Below are 23436 nucleotides of genomic sequence, written 5' to 3'. Positions count from 1 at the left end.
GGCAGTTGCGGATGCTGCACCAGATCGAGGAGCGCATCGATGCGATCGAAGACGAATTGCAAGGGCTGGAGCGCCAGCTCGATAGCGCGCGCCGCGTGCGCCAGATTCCCGGCGTCGGGCTGCTTGGAGCCACGGCCCTGGCAGCAGTGCTGGGCGAAGATGCCCGTGGCTATCGCAATGCCCGGGAGTTTGCCGCGTGCCTGGGTCTTGTGCCTTGCCACCGGGGCACCGGTGGCAAGGTCGCGGTGGGGCACTTGAGCAAGCGCGGCGACCCGTATCTGCGAACGCTGCTCATGCACGGGGCGCGCGCGGTGATCTTCCACGCGAAGACTAAAAGCGCGTGGTTGCAACAGATGCTGGCGCGCCGACCGTTCAACGTTGTGGTGGCGGCGCTGGCCAACAAGATGGCACGCATGGCCTGGGCGCTGGTGGCCCATGGGCGTGAGTATCAGGCGGGTGGGTTCACGAATGCGGGTTCACCCAAAATATAACTATCCCACTTAAAGGAGAGGATGCCGCAAAGAGTGCGTAACTCGAATCAATGAAATGATGGCAAACGCGGTCGGTCCGCGGGTCGGTCAAGCTGAATGTTGTCTCGAGCCAGGTGCAAGCCCAGCTCGCCCAGGAGATGAGCTCCGACCCTGCAAATACCCATCAGGGCCAGCAGTCGGTCTATCCGTTACTGCGTAAACAGGCCGGATATAAGACTGCAACCGTTCTCGCCTAGCCACACATTTCAAAAATTCGATTGCCACAAAGGAGGCGTCCATATAAGACAACATGAAAAGAAAATTCACCATAGCGGCGCTGAACGCCGTACTGGGCATCGCGGCGATCATACCGGTCGCTGCATCAGCGGAAGCATTTCCCTCGCATCCGCTGACGATAATCGTGCCTTTTACAGCAGGTGGCGCGACCGACGTTCTTACACGCACAATTGCCGAGGGCCTGTCGCAGGAACTGGGTCAGCCGGTCGTGGTGGCAAACGTCCCAGGCGCAGGAGGATCCATCGGCCAGGCAAAGGTGGCACGCTCGGAGGCAAACGGCTATACGATGTTGCTCGGCAATATTGGAACCCTAGCCGCCAACGCCTCGCTCTACACCAACCTTCCCTACAACGTCCTCAAAGATTTCACCGCGATCGCTTCGGTCGGTGATGCTCCGCAGGTGCTCACGGTCCGAAGCACGTTTCCCGCAGATAATTTTGATCAGTTCGTGCAACATGCACTGAAAAACGGCAAGGATATGCATGTCGGGACAGCTGGCGTGGGATCGGGATCCTTCCTGGGCGGAGTGGTCCTCAACGCGGCGATCGGTGCGAACATTGAACCCGTTCATTACCGGGGTGCTGCCCAGGCAACCAGCGACGTAATGGCCGGCCATATTGACTACACCATCGAAAGCAGCAGCACCGCAGTCAGCACGACCGCGTCGGGCAAGGCCAAGGCCTTGCTCGTATTGCGCGAGGAACGTGTTCCCGTTCTGCCCGATGTGCCGGCGGCAGGCGAAACCAAGTTTCCTCATTTGAAGTACGACATCTGGAACATGATGCTTGCTCCGAAAGGAGTGCCTGAACCTGTTCTTAAAACCCTCAATGACGCCATCAATCGAACGCTGCAGCGGCCAGAGGTCAAGGCGCGCTATGCGGCAATGGGCGTTTCTGTCCCGGCTGCGGAGCAACGTTCGCTCGATGGCGCGGCAAAGCTGCTTTCGTCAGAGGTCGAGAGCTGGCGCAAGCTTCTTCAAGAGGCCGGCGTCAAGCCGCAATCAGGCAATTGATCTTTCTTTCAGGCAATAGATGATGATTACCGGCAGCACAAGACTTTTCGGCATCGTGGCTGATCCCATCGCCCAGGTACGCACTCCGGAAGTGCTTAATGCATACTTCGACAAGCAGGGTCTGGATGCTGTGCTCGTGCCGCTGCACATAGGCGCGGCCCAACTGGCCGTGGCCTTTGATGTCTTTCGGGCGCTGAAGAACCTGGGCGGATTTATAGTGACGGTTCCACACAAGACGGCGGCAGTAGATCTCTGTGATGAAGTCAGTGCTGCCGCCCGCGAGATCGGGGCAGTCAATACAGTCCGCCGCGAGCCTGACGGCCGCCTGGTAGGGGACATGTTCGACGGCCGAGGGTTTGTTGCGGGGCTTAAGGCGGAAGGGCTGGATCCGGCGGGTCGACGGGCCTTGCTGGTGGGCGCGGGCGGAGCGGCGGCCGCCATTGCCTTCGCCCTGGCAGAAGTCGGGGTGGGCCGCCTTACGATCGCGAACCGAACACGGGCCCGGGCCGAGGAACTTGCAAGCCGCGTCTCCCGGTTTTACCCCGCGATACAGGTGGAAGCGGGAGACGCGGACCCCACGAGCCACGATCTGATTGTGAACTCGACCTCTCTGGGAATGAAGACTGGCGACGCCATGCCTTTCGACACAGAACTTCTTCAGCCGGAACAGATTGTGGCTGAAATCATCATGAAGCCTGAGATGACCGCGATGCTGCGGCAGGCGACGCTGCGCGGTTGCGTCGTTCAGGCGGGGCGTCACATGCTGGACCACCAAGCCAGGTTGATGGGCGAATTCATGACACGAGTGTCGTAAGGAACTGAAATGGCGCTCGACCAGGAATTTGACTACATCATCGTCGGCGGCGGCGCGGCCGGCTGCATTTTGGCAAATCGATTGACCGCGTCCGGCCGGCATTCCGTATTGCTGTTGGAAGCGGGGGGTGAGCCGCGGCATTTCTGGATTCCCATCCCGGCAGGCTTCAGCAAGCTAATGACCAACCGGAAGTTCAACTGGGGCTTCCATACCGAGCCGGAAGACAACGTACTGGGCCGTTCGATTCCGGTGCCCCGCGGGAAGGGGTTAGGTGGCTCCACCTTGATCAACGGCATGATTTATGTGCGCGGAATTGCCGAGGATTACGATGCATGGGCTGCAAAGGGTGCGAGCGGCTGGTCGTTCGCAGAGGTCGAACCCTATTTTCGCCGACTGGAGAATTGGCACGGTACGGATGCCAATGCCAAGAATCACCATGCTGGTCCGACACCGACGGGCGGCGAATACAGCGAACGTCGGGGCAAGCATGGACCCATGCATATATGCGAGGTTCGCGAACGCTTCCCCATTGCAGAGCGTTTCCTTAAGGCGGCAGAACAGGATGGACAGCCGCGCAACACCGACTACAACGCCGGCGCTCAGGAAGGTTTCGGCTACTACCAGGTACTGCAGAAAGAAGGGCGGCGCTGGAGCGTGGCCGACGGTTATCTGGCACCGGCCCGGAAACGTTCAAACCTCACCGTCCGAACTCAAGCACATGTCCTGAAGGTGGACCTGGAAGGGAAGCGCTGTACAGGAGTGACTTACCGCCAAGGAGGTCGAGATATCACGGTCAGGGCCCGCGTGGAAGTGATCATGGCGGCCGGCGCCATTCAGACGCCGCAAATTCTCGAACTCTCGGGTATTGGACGGCCTGCTGTCCTGCAGGCAGCTGGCATTGACGTGAAGCATGCGCTGCCCGGCGTGGGCGAAAATTACATCGATCACTTTTGTACCAGACTGAGCTGGCGAGTCAAGAATACCCGCACGCTGAACGAGATGAGCCGAGGCCCAGGGCTTGCCCGGGAGGTTGCGCAGTATTATCTGAAGCGCAGGGGAATACTTTCGCTAGGGACTGGTTTGGTTTTTGGCTTCATCAAAAGCCGCCCGGAGCTTCCCATTGCGGACGTACAGTACTTCTTTGTGCATGCCAGTTACGCCAATGCGGCCGATCGCCGCCTTGACCGCGAACCCGGCATGACGATCGGCGTGGCGCAGCTTCGGCCAAAGTCGCAAGGCACCATACACGTTCGCAGTGCGGATCCTCAAATTCCACCATGCATCCGGCCGAATTTCCTTCACGAGCAAGAGGATAGGGACAGCCTTATTGGTGGCATGCAGGTAGCGAGGCGAATTGTTGACCAGGCAGCGATGCAAGAGTATGTTGCACACGAGTTGAATCCGGGGCGCGACGTGCAAGCCTACGACGAATGGTTGGACTTCGCACGTCGTACCGGGCAGACAATCTATCACCCGATCGGGACCTGTCGCATGGGGGAAGACGACAATGCCGTGGTGGATCCGTCACTTCGGGTGCGCGGGTTGAGCGGACTGCGTGTGATCGACGCGTCGGTCATGCCGACCATGGTGTCTGGCAATACGCAGGCTGCCGTCATGATGGTGGCCGAGAAGGGTGCGGATCTGGTGCTGGGTGCTGCCAAGTAGGGATGTGTCAATAGGGAAAAGGTTGCAGATCTCCATCGAGAACCAAACTACCCTGACTGGATAATGCAGTTGAAGGAAATCCTAAGATGCTAACGTTATCTACTGGACATCTAGCGCGGCCGTAAGCGTGCAGCTCTCATACCGCAAGGGCCAGCAGGCCAGGCAGCGTGGCCGTATCGTGCCAACCCCCGTGTCTGGCGCGCAGCGGCTCGCGCCATTGGATCTGGGCGCCTACGCTCATGTTGGCCAGTTTGCTGGACGGTAGGTCCCGATTATCGACCGCTAACATTTACAAGCTCATGGCCGGTAAGAGCGTGGAGTTACTGTCAAGAGAAACAGTTACCTTTCCTTCATTGCATCGCCGGTGATTGATAAGGCACCGTTTGGCTGACGAAGGAACAGCACCTTCGTCACCGACAAATGTTTCTCACAAATTTGTACCAGAGCCTCGTTGTCTTGGTTCTGTACCGCTTTGATCATCGCCCAATGTTCCTCCGCAGTTTGCTGCCGCCTTACTTCGTCGTGGACAAAGCGCATGCGTATTGGCTGAACCTGCATGGAATAATTCGCTATAGCCTTCGCCAGTTCTTCGTTGCCGCAAGCGCTGTAGAGTGTCCGGTGAAATTCATTATTCAAGGTGAAAAGTCGATAATAGTCGCCTTTTTTTCCTGCTTCGTCGTGCTGTTTCTGGATTGAGCAAAGCTTCTCGATGATCAGGCTTGAGACTGGCATTTGAATCTGTCTTGCCGCGGCGGTCTCGAGAATTTCCCGTACACCAATAATGTCAGATACTTCCTTGGCCGTGAAACCGCGTATGCGCACGCCGCGATTCTCACTGCGTACTACTAGTCCCTGCTGCTGCATCTCATCGAACGCACGTCGGACAGCATAACGTGAAGCGTTGAAACGCTTCATCACCTCATCTTCGATCAGATGTTCGCGAAAATGCAACCGGCCAACAATGATATCCAGTTCGAGTGCTTGGGCGATGAGCTTCCAGGTCGGCCGCTCGTCAGTGGGGTGGGGGTCGTCTTTGTGTCCCATTTCAACGGAATTTTTGAATAACCGCGTATTGTAGGGCGACATGGTCCAGGAATATAGCAAATAAAATCGATTGCATTATCGATAATTTTATCGGACAATTCAATCGACATGCAAGTTGATCTTTTCTGGTTTTATGTCAGTGAACGAGGAGTGTCGTATCCATGGATTTTGCGTTTTCTGCCGAAGATAACGAGCTTCGGGCGTCTATCCAGGCGTTTATCAAGGAGCACCTCACCGAAGAAGTAAGGCGCGATCTCCAGGAAACAGTCGTTGGAGAAGGCTATACGTCTCGAGCGCGGAAGTTCCTGGAAATGATCCGCGAGCGGGGCTGGTCAGCCGTGAGCTGGCCAACGCAGTATGGCGGGCAAGGGCGCAGTCGCATAGCGCAGTTCATCGTCGAGGAGGAGTTCCACCGGGCTGCGGGGTTGGGGGTGGGCGGCGGAGGCACGGGCGCGCCAGCCATTCTGGCTTCGGGCACTGAGGCGCAAAAGCAGGAATTTATCCCGGGGTCAATCAGCCTCGACATCATCTTCTGTCAGGGATATAGCGAGCCTCAATGTGGCACTGATCTGGCCGGCATACGGTGCCGAGCCACGCGCGTTGACGATACCTATGTCATAAACGGACAAAAGATCTACACGACGAATGCCCAGAACTCGTCCCACATATTTCTGATGGTGCGGACGGATCCCGGGTCGCATCGTCATGCGGGACTTTCAGTGCTGTTGGTTCCAATGAACACGCCAGGAATCACAGTTCGACCATTATGGACGATTCAGCACGATCCGCGGGCTCCGGCGACAACGACCTATGCGGAACCACGAACGAACGAGGTGTTCTTTGATAACGTGGTAGTGCCAGCCTCATGTTTGCTTGGTGCCGAGGGCGACGGATGGCGCGTCGCTCAGCGCGGCCTCAACCTCGATCGTGTTGGGGCGCGGCGCTATCTGATTTCGGTGATGCGGGACGAGGATATCGTCAATTTTCTCAAGAATGGCGGCGAGCTTTCGGAAGAGAAGCGCAATGATCCCAGTGTTCGCGACAAAGTGGCTGAACTTTGGATCGAAGGACAGGTTTGCCGGCTCATGACGATGCGTAGTCTGTCCATCGAAGAGAACGGCGGAAACTTCACCTACGAGGGCTCGGCGGAAAAGGTATTCGCGCCAGAACATGGCGTGCGGGCTACCGAGGCCATCAGCCAGATACTGGGGCCTTATGCCCAGTTGCTGAACGGCTCATCGCTGGCCATCAAAGAGGGCGTATTCGCGCATAACCTTTTGGGCGCATTCCAGTCGACCGTGAACCATGGCAGCGTTCAAGTCATGCGCGATCAGGTTGCGCGCAAAGGCCTCGGTATGCCGCGACAAAAGTCTTGAGCTGCACTTTCAAAGAACATACGGAGAAAACCGATGAACGTCTTACCGGACGAACAGGAAATATCGATCCAGGAAGCGGCTGGGCAATTCTTGAAAAAAGAATGTACCGCCGCTTTGGCCAGAGAATCGGAGCAGGGCTACACCGGATTCTCGCAAGAGCTATGGGACAAATTTGCTTCACTGGGCTGGCTGACACTTTGTTTGCCTGAAGAGCAAGGAGGCCAAGCTTTACCGATAAGCTATCTTGGCTTGCTCCTTGAAGAAGTCGGGCGCTATATCGCACCGATACCGGTACATTCCACCATGGTGACTGCCATGGTTTTAGCTAAACATGGAACCCCCGGGCAGCAAGGCCTGCTTGCAGAGATCGGCAGCGGCCGACTCATCATGAGCTTCGCGGTAACGGAAAAATCGGGTGTTTGGAATGCGGATGCCATCCAGCTTGAGGGCCGGCGGGATGGCGACAATATCGTGCTTACGGGTTCCAAGTATTTTGTGGATCATTTCAGCACATCCGCGAAGTGCCTCGTGGCCTATCGATGCAAGGACGAAGATAACCGGCTTTCAGCCATCCTGGTGGACACGTCCGCGCAGGGCATCCATGTCGAGCATCTGCACCCCACCGCCAAAGACAGCGAATCCGTGGTGACATTCCGGGATGTAAGCGTGCCGGTCACGAACGTCGTTGGCTTAGACGGGCAGAGCGCAGCCGTGGTGAGCGACCTGATGGATTACGCAGCCGTCTTTCTGGTATCGCAAATGCAAGGTGCTGCACGGCAGGCCATGGAGCTTGCCGTTGCTTATGTCAACAACCGCGACGCCTTCGGACAGCCTATTGGAGCGTTCCAGGCAATCCAACATATGGCCGCCGACATGCTCAACGCGGTGGATGGGTCTCAGTTGCTGGCACGTGAAGCCATTTGGCGCCTGAGTCAAGGGCTGTCCGCCCCAGCCGAAGTGTCGCAAGCAAAAGCTTTCGCCAACGAAAAATGCTTGATGGTTTGCCGTTCTGCCCAGCAGATGCACGGGGGCCTTGGTTTTATAACGGAATGCGACATCAATCTCTGGTATCGGCGCGTCGCCTCGTGGGGACTGCGTTGTGGCACGACGTATGAGCACCGTGCGCGCGTAGCCGCCATGCTGCTCGACTCAGAGGGCGATGTGCGTCTGGACAAGCCGCTGGCTTGTTCGACCAAGGGCGAATCCAGACTGCTGCAGGAGGAACTGGCTTGAGTACCGACTTTATTGTTTCAGACATCGAGCGGCTCGACGCGGCATCGAGCAAAGTGCAAACTGCGGGCGGGCCGGGGGCCAAGATGATCTGGCGGCGTTGGGGCGCTGGCCCTGCTCTTGTCCTGCTTCATGGCGGTGCGGGTAGCTGGATGCACTGGATACGCAACATCGAAGCGCTGGCACGCACCCGCACGGTATGGGCACCAGACCTCCCGGGCTTTGGGGATTCTGATGCGCCAGATGGAAGGCTCGATGCCGATACGCTTGCGCCTTATGTTCTGGATGGTATTAAACAGATTCTCGGTCAACAGCGATTCGATCTTGTTGGATTCTCTTTCGGGGGGCTGGTTTCGGCTCTAATAGCTGCCGAACGGCCGGCCGGACTCGAGCGCCTGGTACTCATTAGCGTCGCAGGGCTGGGCCTTGTCACCCAGCCTCCACAGTTGAAGTCCATGCGCGGCGCTCAAAACGCCGACGAGCGCGAGGAAGTGTTCCGCTCAAACCTGAATGCGCTCATGCTGTTTGACAAGGCCCGGGTCGACGATCTGGCCATTGCCGTTCAAGAGCGCAGCGCGCCCCGGGATCGGGCCAAGGGGCGGACACTGGTCCTTACTGACATTATGCTTGGCTTATCCGCACAGTGGCCATGCCCGGTCTACGGTGTCTGGGCACGGCAAGATGCTTTATATCGGGATCAGCTTGACAGCCTGATGCGCGTCACTGACACACTGGGACTGCGCGAAAGAGTGATTCTCGACGATGCAGGACACTGGGTTCAGTATGAATGCGCTGAAGAGGTCAATGATCTTCTGGTTCGATTCCTCAACGAACCTGTGGCCCAAGAACAAGGGAGGGTCACCAATGCTGAGTAGTTCAGCCTTGCCTCTTGACGGCCTTAAAGTACTCGAACTAGGACATATCGTGGCAGGTCCTGCGGCCGGCCAGATACTTGCCGATATGGGCGCGGAAGTTACAAAAATCGAGTCCGTGAATGGTGGCGATCAAGTTCGCCAGATGCCGGGTTCGATGGCCGCCATGTTCCATCTGCTTAATCGCAACAAGCGTAGTGTCGCGTTGAACCTGAAAGGCGAAGGCGCAGCCATCTTTCTACAGATGGCCAAAACTGCCGACGTTATTGTGGACAACTTCGGCTATGGAGCCGTCGACCGGCTCGGTATAGGTTACGACGTGGTCTCGGAAATTAATCCTGGAGTAATCTGGCTGTCCATCAAAGGCTTTTTGCCAGGGCCCTCGGAAGAACAGCCGATGCTTGATGAACTGGCCCAGATGGCGGGCGGCTTGGCGTTCATGACGGGCACAGAAGAACGCCCGATGCGCGCGGGTGCGTCCGTTATAGACATTGGTGCTGCAACGTACGGAATCGTGGCCGTATTGGCGGCGTTACGCCAGCGCGACGCCGGGGACGGACGCGGACAACGCATTGTTGCCGGCCTGTACGAGACGTCGGTATACCTGGTAGGCCAATGGATGGCAACAGCCCAATACAACGACGAGCATTCCGTGCCCCTTGCAACCATGCAACAGGGGACTCGAATGGGCTTCAGCGTCTATCAGTTGTTCCCCACCAGCGACGGCAATCGCGTCTTTGTTGGAATTATGTCAGACGCACACTGGGCCCGCTTTTGCGCTGAATTCAGTCCAGATGATCTTTGTGCCGACGCGCGCTTCACGGAGTCGGCTGGCCGCCTTGCACATCGCGCCGAAGTCAATGAGGCAATAGGTGCGCTGCTGATCAAGTATACGCAGGACGAAGCGATTGCAAAATTGAAGGCAGCCAAATTGCCGTTCGCGCCTATCCGTCGTCCTGATCAGTTGGGCAGCGAGGAACATCTGACGGCGTCCGGCCAGCTTTGCGAGACGCCATTACCAAACGGAAGAACAGCACATCTGCCCAAATTGCCATTCCGTGCTAGTGGATTCGAGATGACGATACGTAACCCAGCTCCCGTACTCGGTGCCGATACGACGGCAGTCTTATCGAGCCTCGGATATTCAGACAACGACATAAGAAAGCTATGCGACCGGGGAGCTGTGGCTATACCGGCCCATGAGGAGGCATCGTGACCCAAACTGACCACGGCGGGATAGCGAACAAATTGGCGGATTTCGCATGTTCTGTAAGAAGCGATCCCAGCCGGATACCGAAGGACGTTCGAACCCATGCGCTGCAGCGTCTACTCGACAATTTCGGATGCATAACCTTTGGCCGCCGGGTCAAGCCGGCGCATTGCGTTGCCGAGCTTGTGTCGTCCATGGGCAAAGGAAATTGTCGACTGATAGGAAGCGAGAGCAGAACGAGTCCAACGGCGGCTGCGCTGGCTCACGGTACGTTGGCCCAATCGTTTGAACTGAACGATCTGGGCGTTTATGTTCATCCCGGCGCATGCATTGTGCCTGCATGCCTGGCTGGCTTGGACATGACCGAGCGCCGAATTTCCGGGATGGACTTTGTGGCCGCGATGGTCGTCGGCTACGAAGTTACCGTTCGCCTTTCCGAATGCGTCGGACCATCGCCCGAACTGGACATAGGCTGGCATACACCGCCCTTTCATGGGGCGGTTGGGGCCGCGGCGTCAGCGGCAATGCTTATGGGATTGGACCGGGATGGTAGTGCACAAGCGATGGTCATCGCTGCCGACCTTGCGGGAGGAGGCTTGATGCTGGCGCGCCTGGGTTCGGATATTAAGCGAGTCCATTGCGGCCGCGGAGCCGAAACTGGCGTCCTGGCTGCGCTCATGGCGCAACAAGGACTACGTTCGCGCCTGGATACCTTCGAACATCCGGACTGGGGCTACTGCCGGACGATGACCGCTAGCGCCAGCGGCTTCAATCTTGATGCAATCCAGCATGGCTTGGGCGAGGAATTTGTCGGCTTCCGGCGTACCGCAATGAAGTATTACCCGGTGGGCGCTGAAGTCATTGGCGTCATCGACGCGATCAGCGAGATTAAAAAAACCCAGCAATTTTCTATCGCCGACATTGAAGAAGTGGTGGTGGGGACGCCGGCATTCTTTGTGAAAGCGCAAGGCCACGAATTTCCCGAGACCGATGCTCAAATCCACTTCAATACAGAGTATGGCGCGGCCATGGCGCTGATCCACGACATACGACCCGTATATGAAGATCCCGGCATACTGAAGTACTGGCTGAACGGCTATGGCCGAGCCGACGTGAAAGCGCTGGCGGGGCGTATTCGTCATGTGGTGGACGAAGAGCTGGATCGCCATAATCCATACGGAATCGACTCCTCCGTCAAGATCGTTTTACGCGATGGAACGGTCATGGAGAACCAGACGGATTATGTGCGCAACGCAGATTCCGCCGGCACGATGCAATTTGCTGTGATGACTGAAGAAAAAGTTGTGCGGAAATTCCGCGCTTTAACCGAAGAGTCCCTGAAGCACGCCCAACAGGAAACGCTTATCTCAACGGTGCTGGGCCTTGCAACGGTGCCGGATTCGCGCACGATGTGGAATGCGTACGACGCGGCCTTGGCTATTCATATTTAGGACGGGGCAAGCGCTGCAGGGGTAGTCAGTTCAGCGCCGCGTCGACTAGACGGATAAGAATAAATCCCACTAAGGAGACAAACTTGAGAACAAATAAAGCAATTTGCGCAATCGTGACCACCGCGGCAGCACTGTGTGCGAATACGGCACACAGCCAGAATTTTCCGAGTCAACCCATTCGAATTGTCGTTCCGTTTTCCCCCGGTGGGGGTACCGATACGCTGTCCCGGATCGTGGCGCAGCACCTGTCCATAGAACTGAAGCAACCGGTCGCAATCGAGAATAAGCCGGGAGCGGGCGGAACGCTGGGCGGCGCGCTGGTTGCAAAGGCGCCTGCCGATGGCTACACGCTGTATGTGGCCAGCACTGCCACCGCAATGACCCCGGCACTTTACAAGGACTTGTCATACGAACCGATCAAGGACTTTGCACCGGTCGCCCTGATCGGTACCACGCCGTTCATCTTGGTCATGAACAAGAACGTTCCGGCCGTCTCACTGGGCGAGATGATTGCGTTGGCCAAAGCCAAGCCCGGAGGCTTGTCATATGGATCCGCTGGCTTCGCTTCAGTGAATCATGTTGGCATGGAGTTGTTCAATTCGATGGCCGGGGTGGACATTATGCACGTGCCGTATAAGGGAAGTTCCGCGGCGATGGTCGACGTGATTGGAGGACGGGTATCGATGATGATGGACACGATCGGATCGGCAACCCAGCACATCAAGAGTGGCAACAATCTGCGCGCGCTGGCCGCAACCAGTTCAAAGCGATCGACGCTGGCGCCCGACTTACCCACCGTATCCGAACTAGGGCCCAATGGCTATGAGCTAACGGTGTGGTACGGGCTAGTGGCGCCCAAGGGCACGCCAGAACCTGTCCTGCGCATATTGAACGCTGCCGTCAATAAAGTCCTTGCGAATCCCGACTTGAGGGAACGTTATACCTCCCTGGGTACCGAGCCAGTGTCCAGCACATTGGAAAGTTTCGCAGCCCTGATGACATCCGAAGAGAAGAAATGGAGCGATGTAATCGTCGGCGCGGGCATCAAAACCCAATAACCTGCAGTTGGAGACATTCATGACATTTCTTAAAATAATAGTGCGCGGCCTTATCGCCTCGGCCGTCGCTGTTGCAACAACCGGTGTCGCATTCGCACAGCAAGCTTTCCCCACTAAACCGATACACCTGCTGGTGGCGTTTCCGCCGGGCGGCAGCACCACGGTAGTTGCGCAGCTACTGGGAAAGAAAATGACAGAGCGGCTGGGACAGCCGGTTATTGTAGAAAACCGCCCAGGCGCTAATGGCGTCATTGCCTCCCAGGATCTGCTCAAGGCGCCTGCCGACGGGTATACGCTGCTGATGGTCGTGAATACGCACGCCATCAATCCTCTAATGAAGGCGTCCTTGCCGTATAACATCGAAAAGGACTTTGCACCGGTCAGTACCCTGTACAAACTGGAACTGGTGCTGGTTACGCACCCTTCTGTCAAAGCCAATAACATCGCCGAATTTACCTCTTTGGCTAAAAAGAATCCGACAAGCATCAATTTTGCGGCGGGAGATAGCGGCGGTCTGACGCATCTGGCTGCTGAAACCTTCAATACCGAAGCGGGCATTAAACTTCAAGTCATACCGTACAAGGGATCTGGGCCTGCATTGAACGACGCTTTGGGAGGTCATGTGCAAGCGTATTTCAGCTCTCCTACCGCTGTCATCCAGCATGTGGCGTCAGGCGCCTTGAAAGCACTTGCCATTTCTGGCGAGGCTCGATCGCAGGCGCTTCCAAGCGTCCCGACCTTTGCCGAACAAGGCCTTCCTGAATTCGAGGCAGGAACGTGGGCAGGAATCCTTGCCCCGGCCGGGACTCCGGATTTGATTGTCAAGAAACTTTCCCAAGAAATCGGAATCATCATGAATCTTCCGGACGTCAAAGCGAAACTGAAAGACTTCGGTCTGGATCCTTTCGTGACCACACCGGAGGATTTCGCCGCGTTGATCAACTATGACACCGCGCGGTTCAAAAAGATAATCGAGGCCGCAGACATGAAGCGCCAGAAATGATGCGATCAATTTGCGCCGCGCATCGTGCTGATCTATCAGTGGATTCCGTCAACTCCTATAGAACATTCAATTCAACCAAAAGATATGCAAATGACAGTCAGTGAAGTCTTGGCCCGTTTCGTATCAGAGACCGACTTTTCGGCTTTGAATAATGACAATGTGGTGGCAGCGAAAACCACTATTTCGGACTGCATCGGATGCACTGTTGCCGGCTCTGCAACAGAGGTCGGGCGTATCGTCAGACGAGTGGCTCAGTCGAGTGGGGGTGAAGGCAAGGCCACGATAATAGGGGGCGTTTCCGGCGCCTCGGCCCAGGCAGCTGCCTTGGTGAACGGGGCTGCTGCCCATGCGTTGGACTACGACGACATCCTGTGGTCGCTATACGGCCATCCCTCCGTAACCGTCCTTTCAGCAACGCTCGCGGTCGCCGAGACGGAAGGGGCGTCGGGACGCGATCTCATCCAGGCATACGCAATAGGGGTGGAAATCATTGGCAAGTTGGGCAGGGCTGTAAACCCGCAACATTATGAGCATGGGTGGCATGCCACGGCATCTATCGGTGTGATCGGGGCGGCGGCAGCCTGCGCGAAGCTTATGCGCCTTACCGAAAAGCAGATCGCCATGGCGCTTGGCATCGCAGCCTCGCAAGCCAGCGGGGTACGGCGCAATTTTGGCACAATGACCAAGCCGCTACACGCTGGAAATGCGGCACGTGCGGGCGTTTTTTCAGCCGAGTTGGCGCGAGACGGGTTCACATCGAGTCTTGTAGCGTTCGAAGGCGAATTCGGGTGGGCTCGCACATTGAATGCGCGTACCGTTCCGGATTCTGATGGACTCCAGGTCATGCTTGGCAAACCGTGGGAATTGACGGAACCCGGCATCGTCCTGAAGCGCTATCCATCCTGCGGCGGTACTCACTGTGCCCTTGACGCCATGATTGCCATCAAAGATCAGCACAATCTTAAACTAGAGGAGATCGAGCGAATCGATTGCGATGCAAGTCCTTTTGCCCACAAGGTGCTCTTGTACCCGCGTCCCGTGAGCGGCCTGGAAGGCAAGTTCAGTATGGAATTTTGTTTGGCCGTTGCGGCGATAGAAGGTAGCGCAGCCTTGCGCCACTTTGACGAGGCATGGATAAACGATCCCAGGGTACAGGCTCTTTTGCCGCGTATTAGCTTCAACCCTCGTGCCGACCTCGAGCCGGCGATCTCCGCCGACGCGGTACCCGCAGAGGTCACCGTATTCGCTCGGGGCCAGGCGTTCAGTCAAAAGGTCCTAGTGCCGTCCGGCGATCCGCGAAATCCAATGAGTACGGCGGATAGACGCGCCAAATTCATGGATTGTGCGGATGGCATTCTAGAGACGGATGTCGCAGAGAAACTTTTCAACGACTGGGAACGTTTAGATCAGGTTGCGCAGTTGGATGAGCTGCTGTCTCCGTTACGGCCGCAGAATTAATGTATTCAATACTCAAAATTAAGTATCTGGGCGGAGGCCTTAGGACGACATTACTGTTTCCAATCTAATTGGCAATATTCGTGACCAACCTTTTCCTAACAAAGCTTGCTCGGACGGTAGGCCAAGATATTGAGCATCCGCGCCGCATAGATGGCTGCGCTATAACCTGCTGGGCGCCGATCCCAGGACAAGTTGTTTGACGCGCTTCGTCATGTTTTACTGGCTCTGTCTTACGCCTGAGGCTTAATATTTGCGGCTTTTACGATCGCACCATAGCGCTCGAATTCAGACTGGCAGAACGCCGCGAATTTTTCTTGTGAGCCACCCAATGGGTCGGCGCCCGCCTGTAGCAGCTTTTCCCTTACTCCGGGATCAGACAGCACCTTGTTCAGCGCTTCGTTGAGCTTGGCCACTACATCGGCAGGTGTATGTGCAGGCGCCCAGACGCCATACCAAGTGGTCACGGCGAATCCCTTCAGACCAGACTCGTCCATTGTCGGCAATTCAGGCGCAACTTCTGATCGATGTGCGGACGTGACTCCCAGCGCCTTGAGCTTGCCTGCCCGCACAAAACCGATAGAGGAAGGCGCGCTATCGAACATCATGTCTACCTGTCCACCCAGCAGATCCGTCAACGCTGGCGCGCTGCCACGATATGGCACGTGCATCAGGGGTATGCCCGTCAACTGGCTGAACAGCTCGCCAGCGAGATGGCCGGGAGCGCCAATGCTGGACGACGCAAAGGTCAGGGGATTCTTGGATGCCCTGGCCAGTTTGATCAGGCCCTCGATCGATGTAGCCTTAACATTGGGCGATACCACGAGAAGCTGCGGCGTCGATGCAAGCCCCACGATGGGCACGAAATTCTTCAGAGGATCGAATGGCAGATCACTCTTCAAATATGGATTGATGACATGGCCGGAATAGTTGAGCAGCAACGTATACCCGTCCGCCGGCGCACGAGCAACCTGGCCTGCGCCAATCACGCTACTGGCGCCTGGCTTGTTGTCAATAACAACGGTCTGGCCCAGGTCCTCGGAAAGCTTCTGACCGACGATCCTGGCCACGATGTCCGTCGGCCCGCCCGCCGGGAAGGGGACGACCATCGTAATGGGTTTGCGCGGATAGGCTTCTGCAGCCCACGCAGATGCAGTCTGTGCTGCGATCGTTATCCCAAACAGCAGGGTTGCTGCCACCTTAATTGTTTTCATTTGTCTCTCTCCTTGTCCTATATGGCTATTGTTGTAGGGTGCTACGCTTGATGTGTCGGCTTTGCGCAAATTCTATCCATCAGGCACAGACCACGACGTGCTGTTGAATCAATGCTTCGATCTCCCCCGGCTCCAGTCCCAAGAATTCGCTTAGCACCTGCCGCGTATCCTGTCCAAGCCCCGGCGGAGCCAAACGATATTCAACGGGCGTTCTGGATAAGCGGATGGGATTGGCAACTGTGGGGATATTTCCTTTTTGCGGAGAATCAATTGATATCTGCGTATTACGTTGCACTACGTGCGGGTCGGCAAAAGTCTCTTCGATAGTATTGATCGGCCCGCAAGGCACGCCTGCATCCTCCAGTAGCGCTATCCAGTAGGCCGTGTCGTGGCCCGTCATGGCGTCGGCAATATCCGCGATCAGCGCGTCACGGTGCGCTATCCTGGCCGAATTCATCGAAAACCTGGGATCGTCTGCCCACTCCGGGTGCTCGCATGCGTGACAAAAGCGCTTGAACTGCGCGTCATTTCCCACCGCAAGAATCATGTACCCGTCGCGTGTGCGGAAATCCTGGTAGGGCACGATATTTGGATGGGCATTGCCCAGCCTGCCAGGCGACTTCCCGGCCACGAGGTAGTTCATCGCCTGGTTTGCCAGGCTGGCAATCTGAACATCCAGCAACGAAATATCCAGATGCTGACCCAGGCCGGTCTGTCGGCTTTCCATCACTGCGGCGAGTATGCCGGTCGCTGCGTACATGCCCGTCAGAAGATCGGTCATGGCAACGCCGACTTTTTGAGGGCCCGCGCCCGGAAGCCCATCGGGAATCCCGGTGATACTCATCAGACCGCCCATGCCCTGAATCAGAAAATCGTAGCCTGCGCGTCGGGCATACGGCCCCTCCTGGCCGAAGCCCGTAATGGAGCAATAAACAAGGCGCGGATTTAGAATCGCCAGCTCTTCATAGGACAACCCATATCGATTTAGACTGCCGACCTTGAAGTTCTCGATCAGTACATCGCTTTGGGTAGCCATGTCTCGCAGCAGTGCCGCACCCTCCGGTGTCGAAAAATCGATCGCGACCGACTTCTTGTTACGGTTTGTGCTGAGAAAATAGGCCGAATCCCGCTCGCCGCCCGTGGGCGCTTCGCGCCAGGGCGGTCCCCATGCGCGGGTGTCGTCCCCCGTGCCGAGCCGTTCGACTTTGATGACATCCGCACCAAGATCCGCAAGTGTCTGTGCGCACCAGGGACCGGCCAGCACCCGTGAGAGATCCAGCACTCGTAATCCCGACAGCGAGCTCATACGCTAACCCTTTTCGTGAAGGAAAAAATGCTGCCGACTGCGATGAGTATTCGCGAAGCCAAGCCTGCTGCGAACTGGCCGCGAACACCGAATAATTGGATCAATCCGGCGTGCTGCGGTTCTCGAGGTACTTCTCTGCCGCACCGTCTTGCGTACCTTTCCAGACCGCCTGAGCCTGCGTTAGAACCTGCGCCACGCGCTGCCCAACTTCTTCCATGGTGATCGAACTGACGGGGTGGGAAATAATGACCGGCTCCAGGTCCAGCATGCCCAGCGCTTGCCGCGTCAGTACCGTTTCCTTGACGAACTCGGTCGTCACGATGACCGCGGTCGGGATCCCTTGCTTTTCCAACGCGATGGCATCGCGCAGGCACCCCGACGTGCACGATCCACAGTCGCCGATTGCAGTCAGTACGATGTCGTTCTCTTCGATGATCTTATCAATCAGCTCAGGCGCGGCGTCCTTGGAGAAGCTGTGCTTGACGTAATAATTGACTGCCTTGAAATCAATTTCTTTGCTCAAGGCCTCAATGGCGCCGCGCAAAATTTTGTTGGCGTTCCACTTGGAGTTGTCTAAGACACCTAGCCTCAAGCCATCAAGCTGCTCATGCCGCTTAGCAGTGGGCACGGTTACGGAACGAATGACACCGCGTGGATCGAAGACGCGAACCTGTCCGTTTTCTGTTTTCATCAACATGGCAATATCCTTATGTTTCAAAGTGCGCACGTGCCGCTGGAGCAGTCTGGGCCCGCGGCGACGGTGTCAAGGTCAATCGGTTTGAGCACGGGTGTGCTCATATGACCCCATCCCGGAATGACAGCAGAGAATCGGCCCGCTTCCCCACCCATCACAAACAGATGGATGTTGTCGGGGCTATGAATGATGGGAATTCGCGTGTCGTCTTCGCGCTTGTACCATTTGGGAAGGTTCCGGTTGTATACCTTTCCGTACCGATGACCGTAGGCTAGATCGATAAAGCGATTGCCATGGTTCATGAAGATATAGTTGCGGATGTCGGCGCGGCTCCAGCCGTGCTGTGCAATGGTTTTCGCATGCTCGAGCCCCAGCACGACGGCCATATGCCCGCCCAGTACAGCCGAGTTCGACGCGATAGTGCTCATTGCCGAGCAGATGGTATCCAGGATTCCTTCCGGATCATTCGATACGTGATTGGTGACACTGTGAGGCGCCTCGGCGGCGATCGCAAACACCGTGGATTCGGCGGGTTTGTAGCCATGCTCCACGTGGTAGGGAGCAAAAGGACTCTGCGCTTCGTTCTCTGCTACACAATATGTGTATTTGCCAGGATGGCCCAATGTGCTTTTGTCCAGGTCTCCCGGCCACGCGCCGCCTACATTCAACATAATCAAGCGCACTGCGCGTCCTATCGTCGCGTTGGCGCGATTACCCGACCCAAATGCGTTTGCCCCGCCGTTCATATCCAGTTCGCGGGTAATTGGTCCATTCACGACGATCAGCGGAGATGCGACATGCGTCGTTGCCTGGACGCCGTTCAGGTTGAAGGCAGCATCTGTCAGCGCCAGTATGGCAGCCCTTACGACCGGTGCGTAGGAGGCCTTGCAGCCTGCCATGACCATGTTGATCGCCAGCACTTCGCGGGTCAATTCGCCCCAGCGAGGCGCTACCTTGCACTCTACGTGCTCGGGGTCTCCGCCGAGCACCTGCACGACATCATCGACCTTTTCCTGCGTGGGCGGAACGACGGGCAAACCGTCGCTAAAACCCTTTTCGTAGTAGTACTCCACCAAGTCGACGTCAGCCTCGACCAAACTGCCCTGTGTTGCCGTGCCCATCATTTTGTACTCCTGCACTAAAAAGATGAGTCCATCATAAGCACACCGGTTATTATTGCCAATCCGAATCTATTGATTCTCATAATTGTCAAAAAAACATAAATAATTTGGTGCGTGGCATAGTGTCCTTTTCTTCGTCATTTCCCTATCCCGCCATGATCCATACCGACCGACTCAATTTCAGCGCCAAGGAGCTGCTCGCGATTAAGGCAGTAGCCGATTACGGAAGTTTCAACGCAGCCGCAATCACGTTGCATATGTCGCAGCCGGTACTCACGCGAACCGTGCAACGTGTCGAGGGCTTGCTGGGATTGACGCTATTCAATCGCACTACACGCAAGGTGGAGATCACCGATGCCGGCAAGGAGTTCGTCGCTTTAGCCGAGCGTGTGCTCAATGACGTACAGATATACCTGACAGCGGTCCAGGAACGAACCAACGAGCAACGGGGCCAGGTTGTCATTTCGTCAGTGATGTCAGTCGCTTGTACCGTACTTCCCACAATCGTGGCGCGCTATAAGCAGGAGCGTCCTGGCGTCGACCTCCATATCTATGAAGGCGTGCACGGAAATGTGATTGAGAACGTAAGATCGGGTGTCGCAGACATCGGCCTAACGTATCTGGATGATATTGCACCAATCTTTGCCCAGAAGCCGCTTAGCAAACAGTATTTTCACGTTGTCTTGCCCAAGGGGCATCGACTCGAAAGACGCAGGCAGATTTCCTGGAGTGCCTTGCAGGGCCAGCAGTTGGTTTCGCTGCCTTCCGACTCCCGCACCCGACGGTTGATCGATGCAACAGCCATAACTGCGGGGTTAAATCTTTCCCACGACATTACGGTGACACAATTCACAACCATGTTGCAGTTCGTCGCCAGCGGCGTTGGCATTGCCATTGTCCCAGAGGGTGCATTGGCTGAGGCGCTCAGTATTGGCCTCTCGATTCGCCCGCTGGTTCAACCACGTATCAGTCGTGTTCTAGGGCTGATCACCCTCAAGGAACGTAGTCAATCGCCATTTGGCGAAGCGCTAATTGAACAGCTGGAATGCGAATGGAAACGGCTGAACGTCGCCTCAAAATATCAGTCAGTGCGCTAAGCCCTATGGAGTATGGACAGCATTCAGGCTTGGCAACGTCATAAACGGCTCCAAGAAAATGACTGCACATCCAATTTCGCAGAAAGTTTTCTAGACCGTAGTGCGCTGGTAAATGGCCCGGCCACGGATACTTCATAACCCGGTTAAGGTCACAGCTGAACCTGACTGTTGCTTCCATCTGAAGCGCTAAAATGCGTTTACTATAATATGTCTGAACAAATATTCGCTAGGCACGAAAACTTTCGACAATAACGTACTTAATCCCATCAACAGCGCCACAGAGTCCGTGTCCAATAGATGAAACCGACTAAAGCAGAACCTCGTTATTTACAGTTACGTAACCTGCTTGAGGAAGATATTCGCTCCGGCAAGTATGCAGTCGGGCAACTGATGCCGCGAGAAGAAGAGTTTGCTGAACAGTATCAAGTTAGTCGTCATACCGTTCGCGAGGCGTTGCGCGGCTTAGTGGATGCCGGCATGGTGGAGAGGTTCCCCCGTCGTGGAACTTTCGTCAAATCGACGAAACGCGAGTCAGCAAAGTCGAAGTTCATGGCTGGCGTAGCCAATGTTCAAGATGTTCTCCAGTACACGGCGCAGACGCGGCTCAACATCCTGATGCGTTCGCGAGTGAAGGTTCCGCAGTCGCTTGCCAAACAGCTGGACGCTAAGGTCGAGGGTGAATGGATACGCTTTGTATGCTGCCGCTGGCGGGCCGATAGCGATACACCGATCGGATTTTCCAATCTATATGTATTGCCCGAGCATGAAAGCGTCGGCGAGGCCGTCGAACGTGAAGGAGGCAGCGTTTTTGAGCTGCTGGAAAGCAGGTTTAGCTTGCCGGTGCGGCGCGTATGGCAAAAAATTGAGGCGGCGCTGATGCCGGAAGAAGCGCCCTGGTCGCTACGGAACGAGCAGGGCGCGCCAGCATTGCGTCTGCTGCGCGCATATTATGACGAATCGGGCAGGATGCTGACGTTTTCGGACAACTATTTTCTGAGTGACCGTTTCCAGCTCATTGCCCAATGGGAGCATGTCAGCCAATAGACGAGACAGAAGAAAAGCCGCCAGTATGGAAATGAAGTGGCTAGTCTTCCTTCAGTCTCAGTCGAACCGCTTCAAGCTACGGCTTTTCCTCTATGGCTACCGTTATGCTGTCGAGCGTTCAACGTTCGAAAGCAACGACTTGCTGTCGCTGCTCTCCAAGCCCTGAAATGCTCACCGTCATGACGTCGCCTGGTTGTAAGAAACGGGGTGGCGTCATACCTAACCCGACGCCTGGCGGTGTGCCCGTCGTAATGACGTCGCCCGGCTCAAGTGTCATGAATTCGCTCACATAGCTGACGATTTTTTTGACGTCAAAGATCATCGTGCGTGTGTTGCCGGATTGCATGGCCTCGCCATTAACAAGTAGCGAGACATCGAGCGATTGCGGATCGTCAATCTCATCGGCCGTTACCAGCCACGGCCCTATCGGTCCGAACGTATCGCATCCCTTGCCCTTATCCCAGGTGCCGCCGCGCTCCATTTGGTAACTGCGCTCGCTGACGTCATTCACAATGCAGTACCCGGCGACATAATTGAGCGCTTCGTCTAGCGGGACATAGCGGGCACGGGTGCCGATCACGATACCTAGCTCCGCTTCCCAATCGACCTTACTCGCTCCGCGCGGAATGACGACCGGGTCATTCGGCCCTTGAATACAGCTGCTTGCCTTCATAAAGATGACCGGCTCTTCGGGGATGGGCGCACCAACCTCTTTGGCATGATCATAGAAATTCAGGCCAATGGCAATGAACTTTCGAATGCCACCAACCGGTTCGGCGATCCTGACAGGCGCTTTCACAACTGGCATGGATGCCAGATCGATGCCTTTCAGGCGCTCTAACAACGCCGCGTTCAGTTCCGGAGCTTGAATATCAGAGACGAACGAAGAAATATCCCGTATCGAACCATCCGTGTGTATGGCGCCTGCTTTCTCACGACCTTTCTCTCCAAACCTCAACAACTTCATTTCTGCTCCTGGTTATACAAAGAAAAGAGGCCGCCGCCCACGCGTCGGACCCTTTTATCCTTCAATCATTCGGGTTTTATATTTCCTTTATCGATGGTTTCTTTCCAGAGGGCGAGCTCACGCGTCAGAAATTCTCGGGTCTCTTCCACTGTGGCAATACGCGCTGTTGCCGTGACCGCCGTGAACTTCTCTTGCACGGACGGCAGCTGGAGCACTTCATTCGTGACGCGATTGAGCGTCTGAATGATTTCTGGCGATGTCCCTTTTGGAACCATGACCGCCATCCATGTTGCGGCATCGAAGCCATCGACGCCGGCCTCATGAACGCTCTTTACGTCCGGAAAGCGCGGAGAGCCCTTTTTGCTGCCGACAGCGAAGATTTTGAGTCGCCCCGCTTCCACATGCGACATGATGGCAGGGCCGGACTCGAACATCATCTGGGTATCACCGCCAATTAGGCCTGTCAGCGCGGCGGTCGCTCCTCGGTAGGGGATGTGCCGGATTTCCATGCCGGTCTGGTTCTTGAGCATCTCCATGGTGAGGTGATTGGTGAGTCCGACGCCGCCCGACGCGTAGTTATACTTTTCGGGATTCTTTTTTACCAACTCAATGAGTTCGTTGAGATTCTTGGCCGGGAAGTCGCTTCGGGCAACCAGAAACTGAGGCACCTCCAGAATCATCGCAACCGGCTCGAAGTCTTCCATTGTCTGATATGGAATGTCTTTGTACAGGTTCGGATTGATGGCTAAAGGGCCGCTGGATGCGATCAACACGGTATATCCGTCGTTAGGAGCGCGCTTGGCCGCCTCGATTCCAATAATGCCGCCAGCACCGCCTTTGTTTTCGATGTAGATGGGCTGGCCGACAACTTTGGCCATTTCGTCCGCCATCGCGCGTGCCAGGATATCTGTCGTTTGTCCGGCCGGAAACGGGACGACCACTTTGATGGGGTGGTCTGGGTAGGCCGCTGCAGCTTGGCTCCCCCACCAAGTCATGGCGGCAAGGGCTGCGATTTGCATGAACTTCATTTGTTGTC

Annotated in this window: 22 protein-coding genes; 14 read left to right on the top strand and 8 right to left on the bottom strand. The window is 56.2% G+C overall.

Annotated elements, in window-relative coordinates:
* The 4 genes from CR155_RS08005 to CR155_RS07990 form a co-directional block, all read left to right on the top strand.
* On the top strand, positions 1-491 hold a 491-nt coding region (locus tag CR155_RS08005; RefSeq protein ID WP_143705187.1), incomplete at its 5' end, for an IS110 family RNA-guided transposase.
* Between the two features lie 289 nt (positions 492-780).
* Positions 781-1779: a Bug family tripartite tricarboxylate transporter substrate binding protein gene (locus CR155_RS08000; protein ID WP_102069452.1), complete on the top strand. Its 999-nt coding sequence runs from the start codon at positions 781-783 to the stop codon at positions 1777-1779.
* Between the two features lie 19 nt (positions 1780-1798).
* Entirely contained in the window at positions 1799-2593 is a 795-nt protein-coding gene (locus CR155_RS07995) for a shikimate dehydrogenase family protein (protein WP_233214030.1), read from the top strand.
* 9 nt (positions 2594-2602) lie between these two features.
* Positions 2603-4258: a GMC family oxidoreductase gene (locus CR155_RS07990; protein WP_102069450.1), complete on the top strand. Its 1656-nt coding sequence runs from the start codon at positions 2603-2605 to the stop codon at positions 4256-4258.
* A gap of 136 nt (positions 4259-4394) precedes the next feature.
* Here CR155_RS07990 and CR155_RS20755 read toward each other — a convergent pair whose 3' ends face one another.
* Positions 4395-4547, bottom strand: coding sequence for a hypothetical protein (locus CR155_RS20755; protein WP_158238248.1), 153 nt, complete (start codon positions 4545-4547; stop codon positions 4395-4397).
* 50 nt (positions 4548-4597) lie between these two features.
* Entirely contained in the window at positions 4598-5344 is a 747-nt protein-coding gene (locus CR155_RS07985) for a GntR family transcriptional regulator (RefSeq protein ID WP_102069449.1), read from the bottom strand.
* A gap of 119 nt (positions 5345-5463) precedes the next feature.
* Between CR155_RS07985 and CR155_RS07980 the strand changes: the two genes are divergently transcribed.
* The 8 genes from CR155_RS07980 to CR155_RS07945 all read left to right on the top strand — a co-directional run bounded on the left by CR155_RS07980 (position 5464) and on the right by CR155_RS07945 (position 14960).
* Complete coding sequence (locus tag CR155_RS07980) at positions 5464-6678, top strand: acyl-CoA dehydrogenase family protein (RefSeq protein WP_102069448.1); 1215 nt, start codon at positions 5464-5466, stop codon at positions 6676-6678.
* Between the two features lie 33 nt (positions 6679-6711).
* Entirely contained in the window at positions 6712-7911 is a 1200-nt protein-coding gene (locus tag CR155_RS07975; RefSeq protein WP_102069447.1) for an acyl-CoA dehydrogenase family protein, read from the top strand.
* Positions 7908-8783 carry an alpha/beta fold hydrolase gene (locus tag CR155_RS07970; RefSeq protein WP_102069446.1) on the top strand — a complete coding sequence of 292 codons (876 nt, stop codon included), beginning with the start codon at positions 7908-7910 and terminating at the stop codon, positions 8781-8783. Before CR155_RS07975 ends, CR155_RS07970 begins: the two co-directional genes overlap by 4 nt.
* On the top strand, positions 8773-9996 hold the full coding sequence (locus tag CR155_RS07965; protein ID WP_158238247.1) for a CaiB/BaiF CoA transferase family protein: 1224 nt from the start codon (positions 8773-8775) through the stop codon (positions 9994-9996). The genes CR155_RS07970 and CR155_RS07965 overlap by 11 nt, the downstream gene beginning before the upstream one ends.
* Positions 9993-11441 (top strand): MmgE/PrpD family protein, encoded by a 1449-nt coding sequence (locus CR155_RS07960; RefSeq protein ID WP_158238246.1) that lies wholly within the window; start codon positions 9993-9995, stop codon positions 11439-11441. Before CR155_RS07965 ends, CR155_RS07960 begins: the two co-directional genes overlap by 4 nt.
* Before the next feature lie 83 nt (positions 11442-11524).
* Positions 11525-12499 carry a tripartite tricarboxylate transporter substrate binding protein gene (locus tag CR155_RS07955; RefSeq protein ID WP_158238245.1) on the top strand — a complete coding sequence of 325 codons (975 nt, stop codon included), beginning with the start codon at positions 11525-11527 and terminating at the stop codon, positions 12497-12499.
* A gap of 19 nt (positions 12500-12518) precedes the next feature.
* On the top strand, positions 12519-13502 hold the full coding sequence (locus CR155_RS07950) for a Bug family tripartite tricarboxylate transporter substrate binding protein (RefSeq protein WP_102069442.1): 984 nt from the start codon (positions 12519-12521) through the stop codon (positions 13500-13502).
* A 90-nt stretch (positions 13503-13592) separates the two neighbouring features.
* The gene (locus CR155_RS07945; RefSeq protein WP_158238244.1) at positions 13593-14960 is read left to right on the top strand and encodes an MmgE/PrpD family protein; all 1368 of its coding nucleotides are present in this window, start codon (positions 13593-13595) and stop codon (positions 14958-14960) included.
* A gap of 230 nt (positions 14961-15190) precedes the next feature.
* Here the strand turns inward: CR155_RS07945 and CR155_RS07940 are convergent, their stop codons facing one another.
* The 4 genes from CR155_RS07940 to CR155_RS07925 all read right to left on the bottom strand — a co-directional run bounded on the left by CR155_RS07940 (position 15191) and on the right by CR155_RS07925 (position 19295).
* Positions 15191-16171: a Bug family tripartite tricarboxylate transporter substrate binding protein gene (locus tag CR155_RS07940; protein WP_102069440.1), complete on the bottom strand. Its 981-nt coding sequence runs from the start codon at positions 16169-16171 to the stop codon at positions 15191-15193.
* 79 nt (positions 16172-16250) lie between these two features.
* A complete protein-coding gene (locus CR155_RS07935) occupies positions 16251-17477 on the bottom strand; it encodes a CaiB/BaiF CoA transferase family protein (RefSeq protein ID WP_102069439.1) in 1227 nt (408 codons plus the stop codon).
* A gap of 100 nt (positions 17478-17577) precedes the next feature.
* The gene (locus tag CR155_RS07930; RefSeq protein WP_233214028.1) at positions 17578-18174 is read right to left on the bottom strand and encodes a UGSC family (seleno)protein; all 597 of its coding nucleotides are present in this window, start codon (positions 18172-18174) and stop codon (positions 17578-17580) included.
* A 17-nt stretch (positions 18175-18191) separates the two neighbouring features.
* A complete protein-coding gene (locus CR155_RS07925) occupies positions 18192-19295 on the bottom strand; it encodes a hypothetical protein (protein ID WP_102069438.1) in 1104 nt (367 codons plus the stop codon).
* A gap of 119 nt (positions 19296-19414) precedes the next feature.
* Between CR155_RS07925 and CR155_RS07920 the strand changes: the two genes are divergently transcribed.
* Together CR155_RS07920 and CR155_RS07915 are read left to right on the top strand one after the other, a co-directional pair.
* Positions 19415-20389 carry a LysR family transcriptional regulator gene (locus tag CR155_RS07920; protein WP_233214026.1) on the top strand — a complete coding sequence of 325 codons (975 nt, stop codon included), beginning with the start codon at positions 19415-19417 and terminating at the stop codon, positions 20387-20389.
* A 297-nt stretch (positions 20390-20686) separates the two neighbouring features.
* Positions 20687-21433: a GntR family transcriptional regulator gene (locus CR155_RS07915; protein ID WP_102069437.1), complete on the top strand. Its 747-nt coding sequence runs from the start codon at positions 20687-20689 to the stop codon at positions 21431-21433.
* 118 nt (positions 21434-21551) lie between these two features.
* Here CR155_RS07915 and CR155_RS07910 read toward each other — a convergent pair whose 3' ends face one another.
* A complete protein-coding gene (locus CR155_RS07910; RefSeq protein WP_102069436.1) occupies positions 21552-22400 on the bottom strand; it encodes a fumarylacetoacetate hydrolase family protein in 849 nt (282 codons plus the stop codon).
* A gap of 65 nt (positions 22401-22465) precedes the next feature.
* Positions 22466-23428, bottom strand: coding sequence for a Bug family tripartite tricarboxylate transporter substrate binding protein (locus CR155_RS07905; protein ID WP_102069435.1), 963 nt, complete (start codon positions 23426-23428; stop codon positions 22466-22468).
* Positions 23429-23436 lie beyond the last annotated feature (8 nt).

The sequence above is a fragment of the Pollutimonas nitritireducens genome, from assembly GCF_002849615.1.
GTDB lineage: Bacteria > Pseudomonadota > Gammaproteobacteria > Burkholderiales > Burkholderiaceae_B > Pollutimonas > Pollutimonas nitritireducens.
The sequence above is the reverse complement of the archived record's forward strand: the minus strand, read 5'-3'. Positions and strand labels throughout refer to the sequence as shown.

Bases quoted from the DNA above. Each gene is read 5' to 3' on its own strand.
- CR155_RS08000 (WP_102069452.1), top strand. From the start codon at position 781: ATGAAAAGAAAATTCACCATAGCGGCGCTGAACGCCGTACTGGGCATC.
- CR155_RS07995 (WP_233214030.1), top strand. From the start codon at position 1,799: ATGATGATTACCGGCAGCACAAGACTTTTCGGCATCGTGGCTGATCCC.
- CR155_RS07990 (WP_102069450.1), top strand. From the start codon at position 2,603: ATGGCGCTCGACCAGGAATTTGACTACATCATCGTCGGCGGCGGCGCG.
- CR155_RS20755 (WP_158238248.1), bottom strand. From the start codon at position 4,547: ATGTTAGCGGTCGATAATCGGGACCTACCGTCCAGCAAACTGGCCAAC.
- CR155_RS07985 (WP_102069449.1), bottom strand. From the start codon at position 5,344: ATGTCGCCCTACAATACGCGGTTATTCAAAAATTCCGTTGAAATGGGA.
- CR155_RS07980 (WP_102069448.1), top strand. From the start codon at position 5,464: ATGGATTTTGCGTTTTCTGCCGAAGATAACGAGCTTCGGGCGTCTATC.
- CR155_RS07975 (WP_102069447.1), top strand. From the start codon at position 6,712: ATGAACGTCTTACCGGACGAACAGGAAATATCGATCCAGGAAGCGGCT.
- CR155_RS07965 (WP_158238247.1), top strand. From the start codon at position 8,773: ATGCTGAGTAGTTCAGCCTTGCCTCTTGACGGCCTTAAAGTACTCGAA.
- CR155_RS07950 (WP_102069442.1), top strand. From the start codon at position 12,519: ATGACATTTCTTAAAATAATAGTGCGCGGCCTTATCGCCTCGGCCGTC.
- CR155_RS07945 (WP_158238244.1), top strand. From the start codon at position 13,593: ATGACAGTCAGTGAAGTCTTGGCCCGTTTCGTATCAGAGACCGACTTT.
- CR155_RS07940 (WP_102069440.1), bottom strand. From the start codon at position 16,171: ATGAAAACAATTAAGGTGGCAGCAACCCTGCTGTTTGGGATAACGATC.
- CR155_RS07935 (WP_102069439.1), bottom strand. From the start codon at position 17,477: ATGAGCTCGCTGTCGGGATTACGAGTGCTGGATCTCTCACGGGTGCTG.
- CR155_RS07930 (WP_233214028.1), bottom strand. From the start codon at position 18,174: ATGTTGATGAAAACAGAAAACGGACAGGTTCGCGTCTTCGATCCACGC.
- CR155_RS07925 (WP_102069438.1), bottom strand. From the start codon at position 19,295: ATGATGGGCACGGCAACACAGGGCAGTTTGGTCGAGGCTGACGTCGAC.
- CR155_RS07915 (WP_102069437.1), top strand. From the start codon at position 20,687: ATGAAACCGACTAAAGCAGAACCTCGTTATTTACAGTTACGTAACCTG.
- CR155_RS07910 (WP_102069436.1), bottom strand. From the start codon at position 22,400: ATGAAGTTGTTGAGGTTTGGAGAGAAAGGTCGTGAGAAAGCAGGCGCC.
- CR155_RS07905 (WP_102069435.1), bottom strand. From the start codon at position 23,428: ATGAAGTTCATGCAAATCGCAGCCCTTGCCGCCATGACTTGGTGGGGG.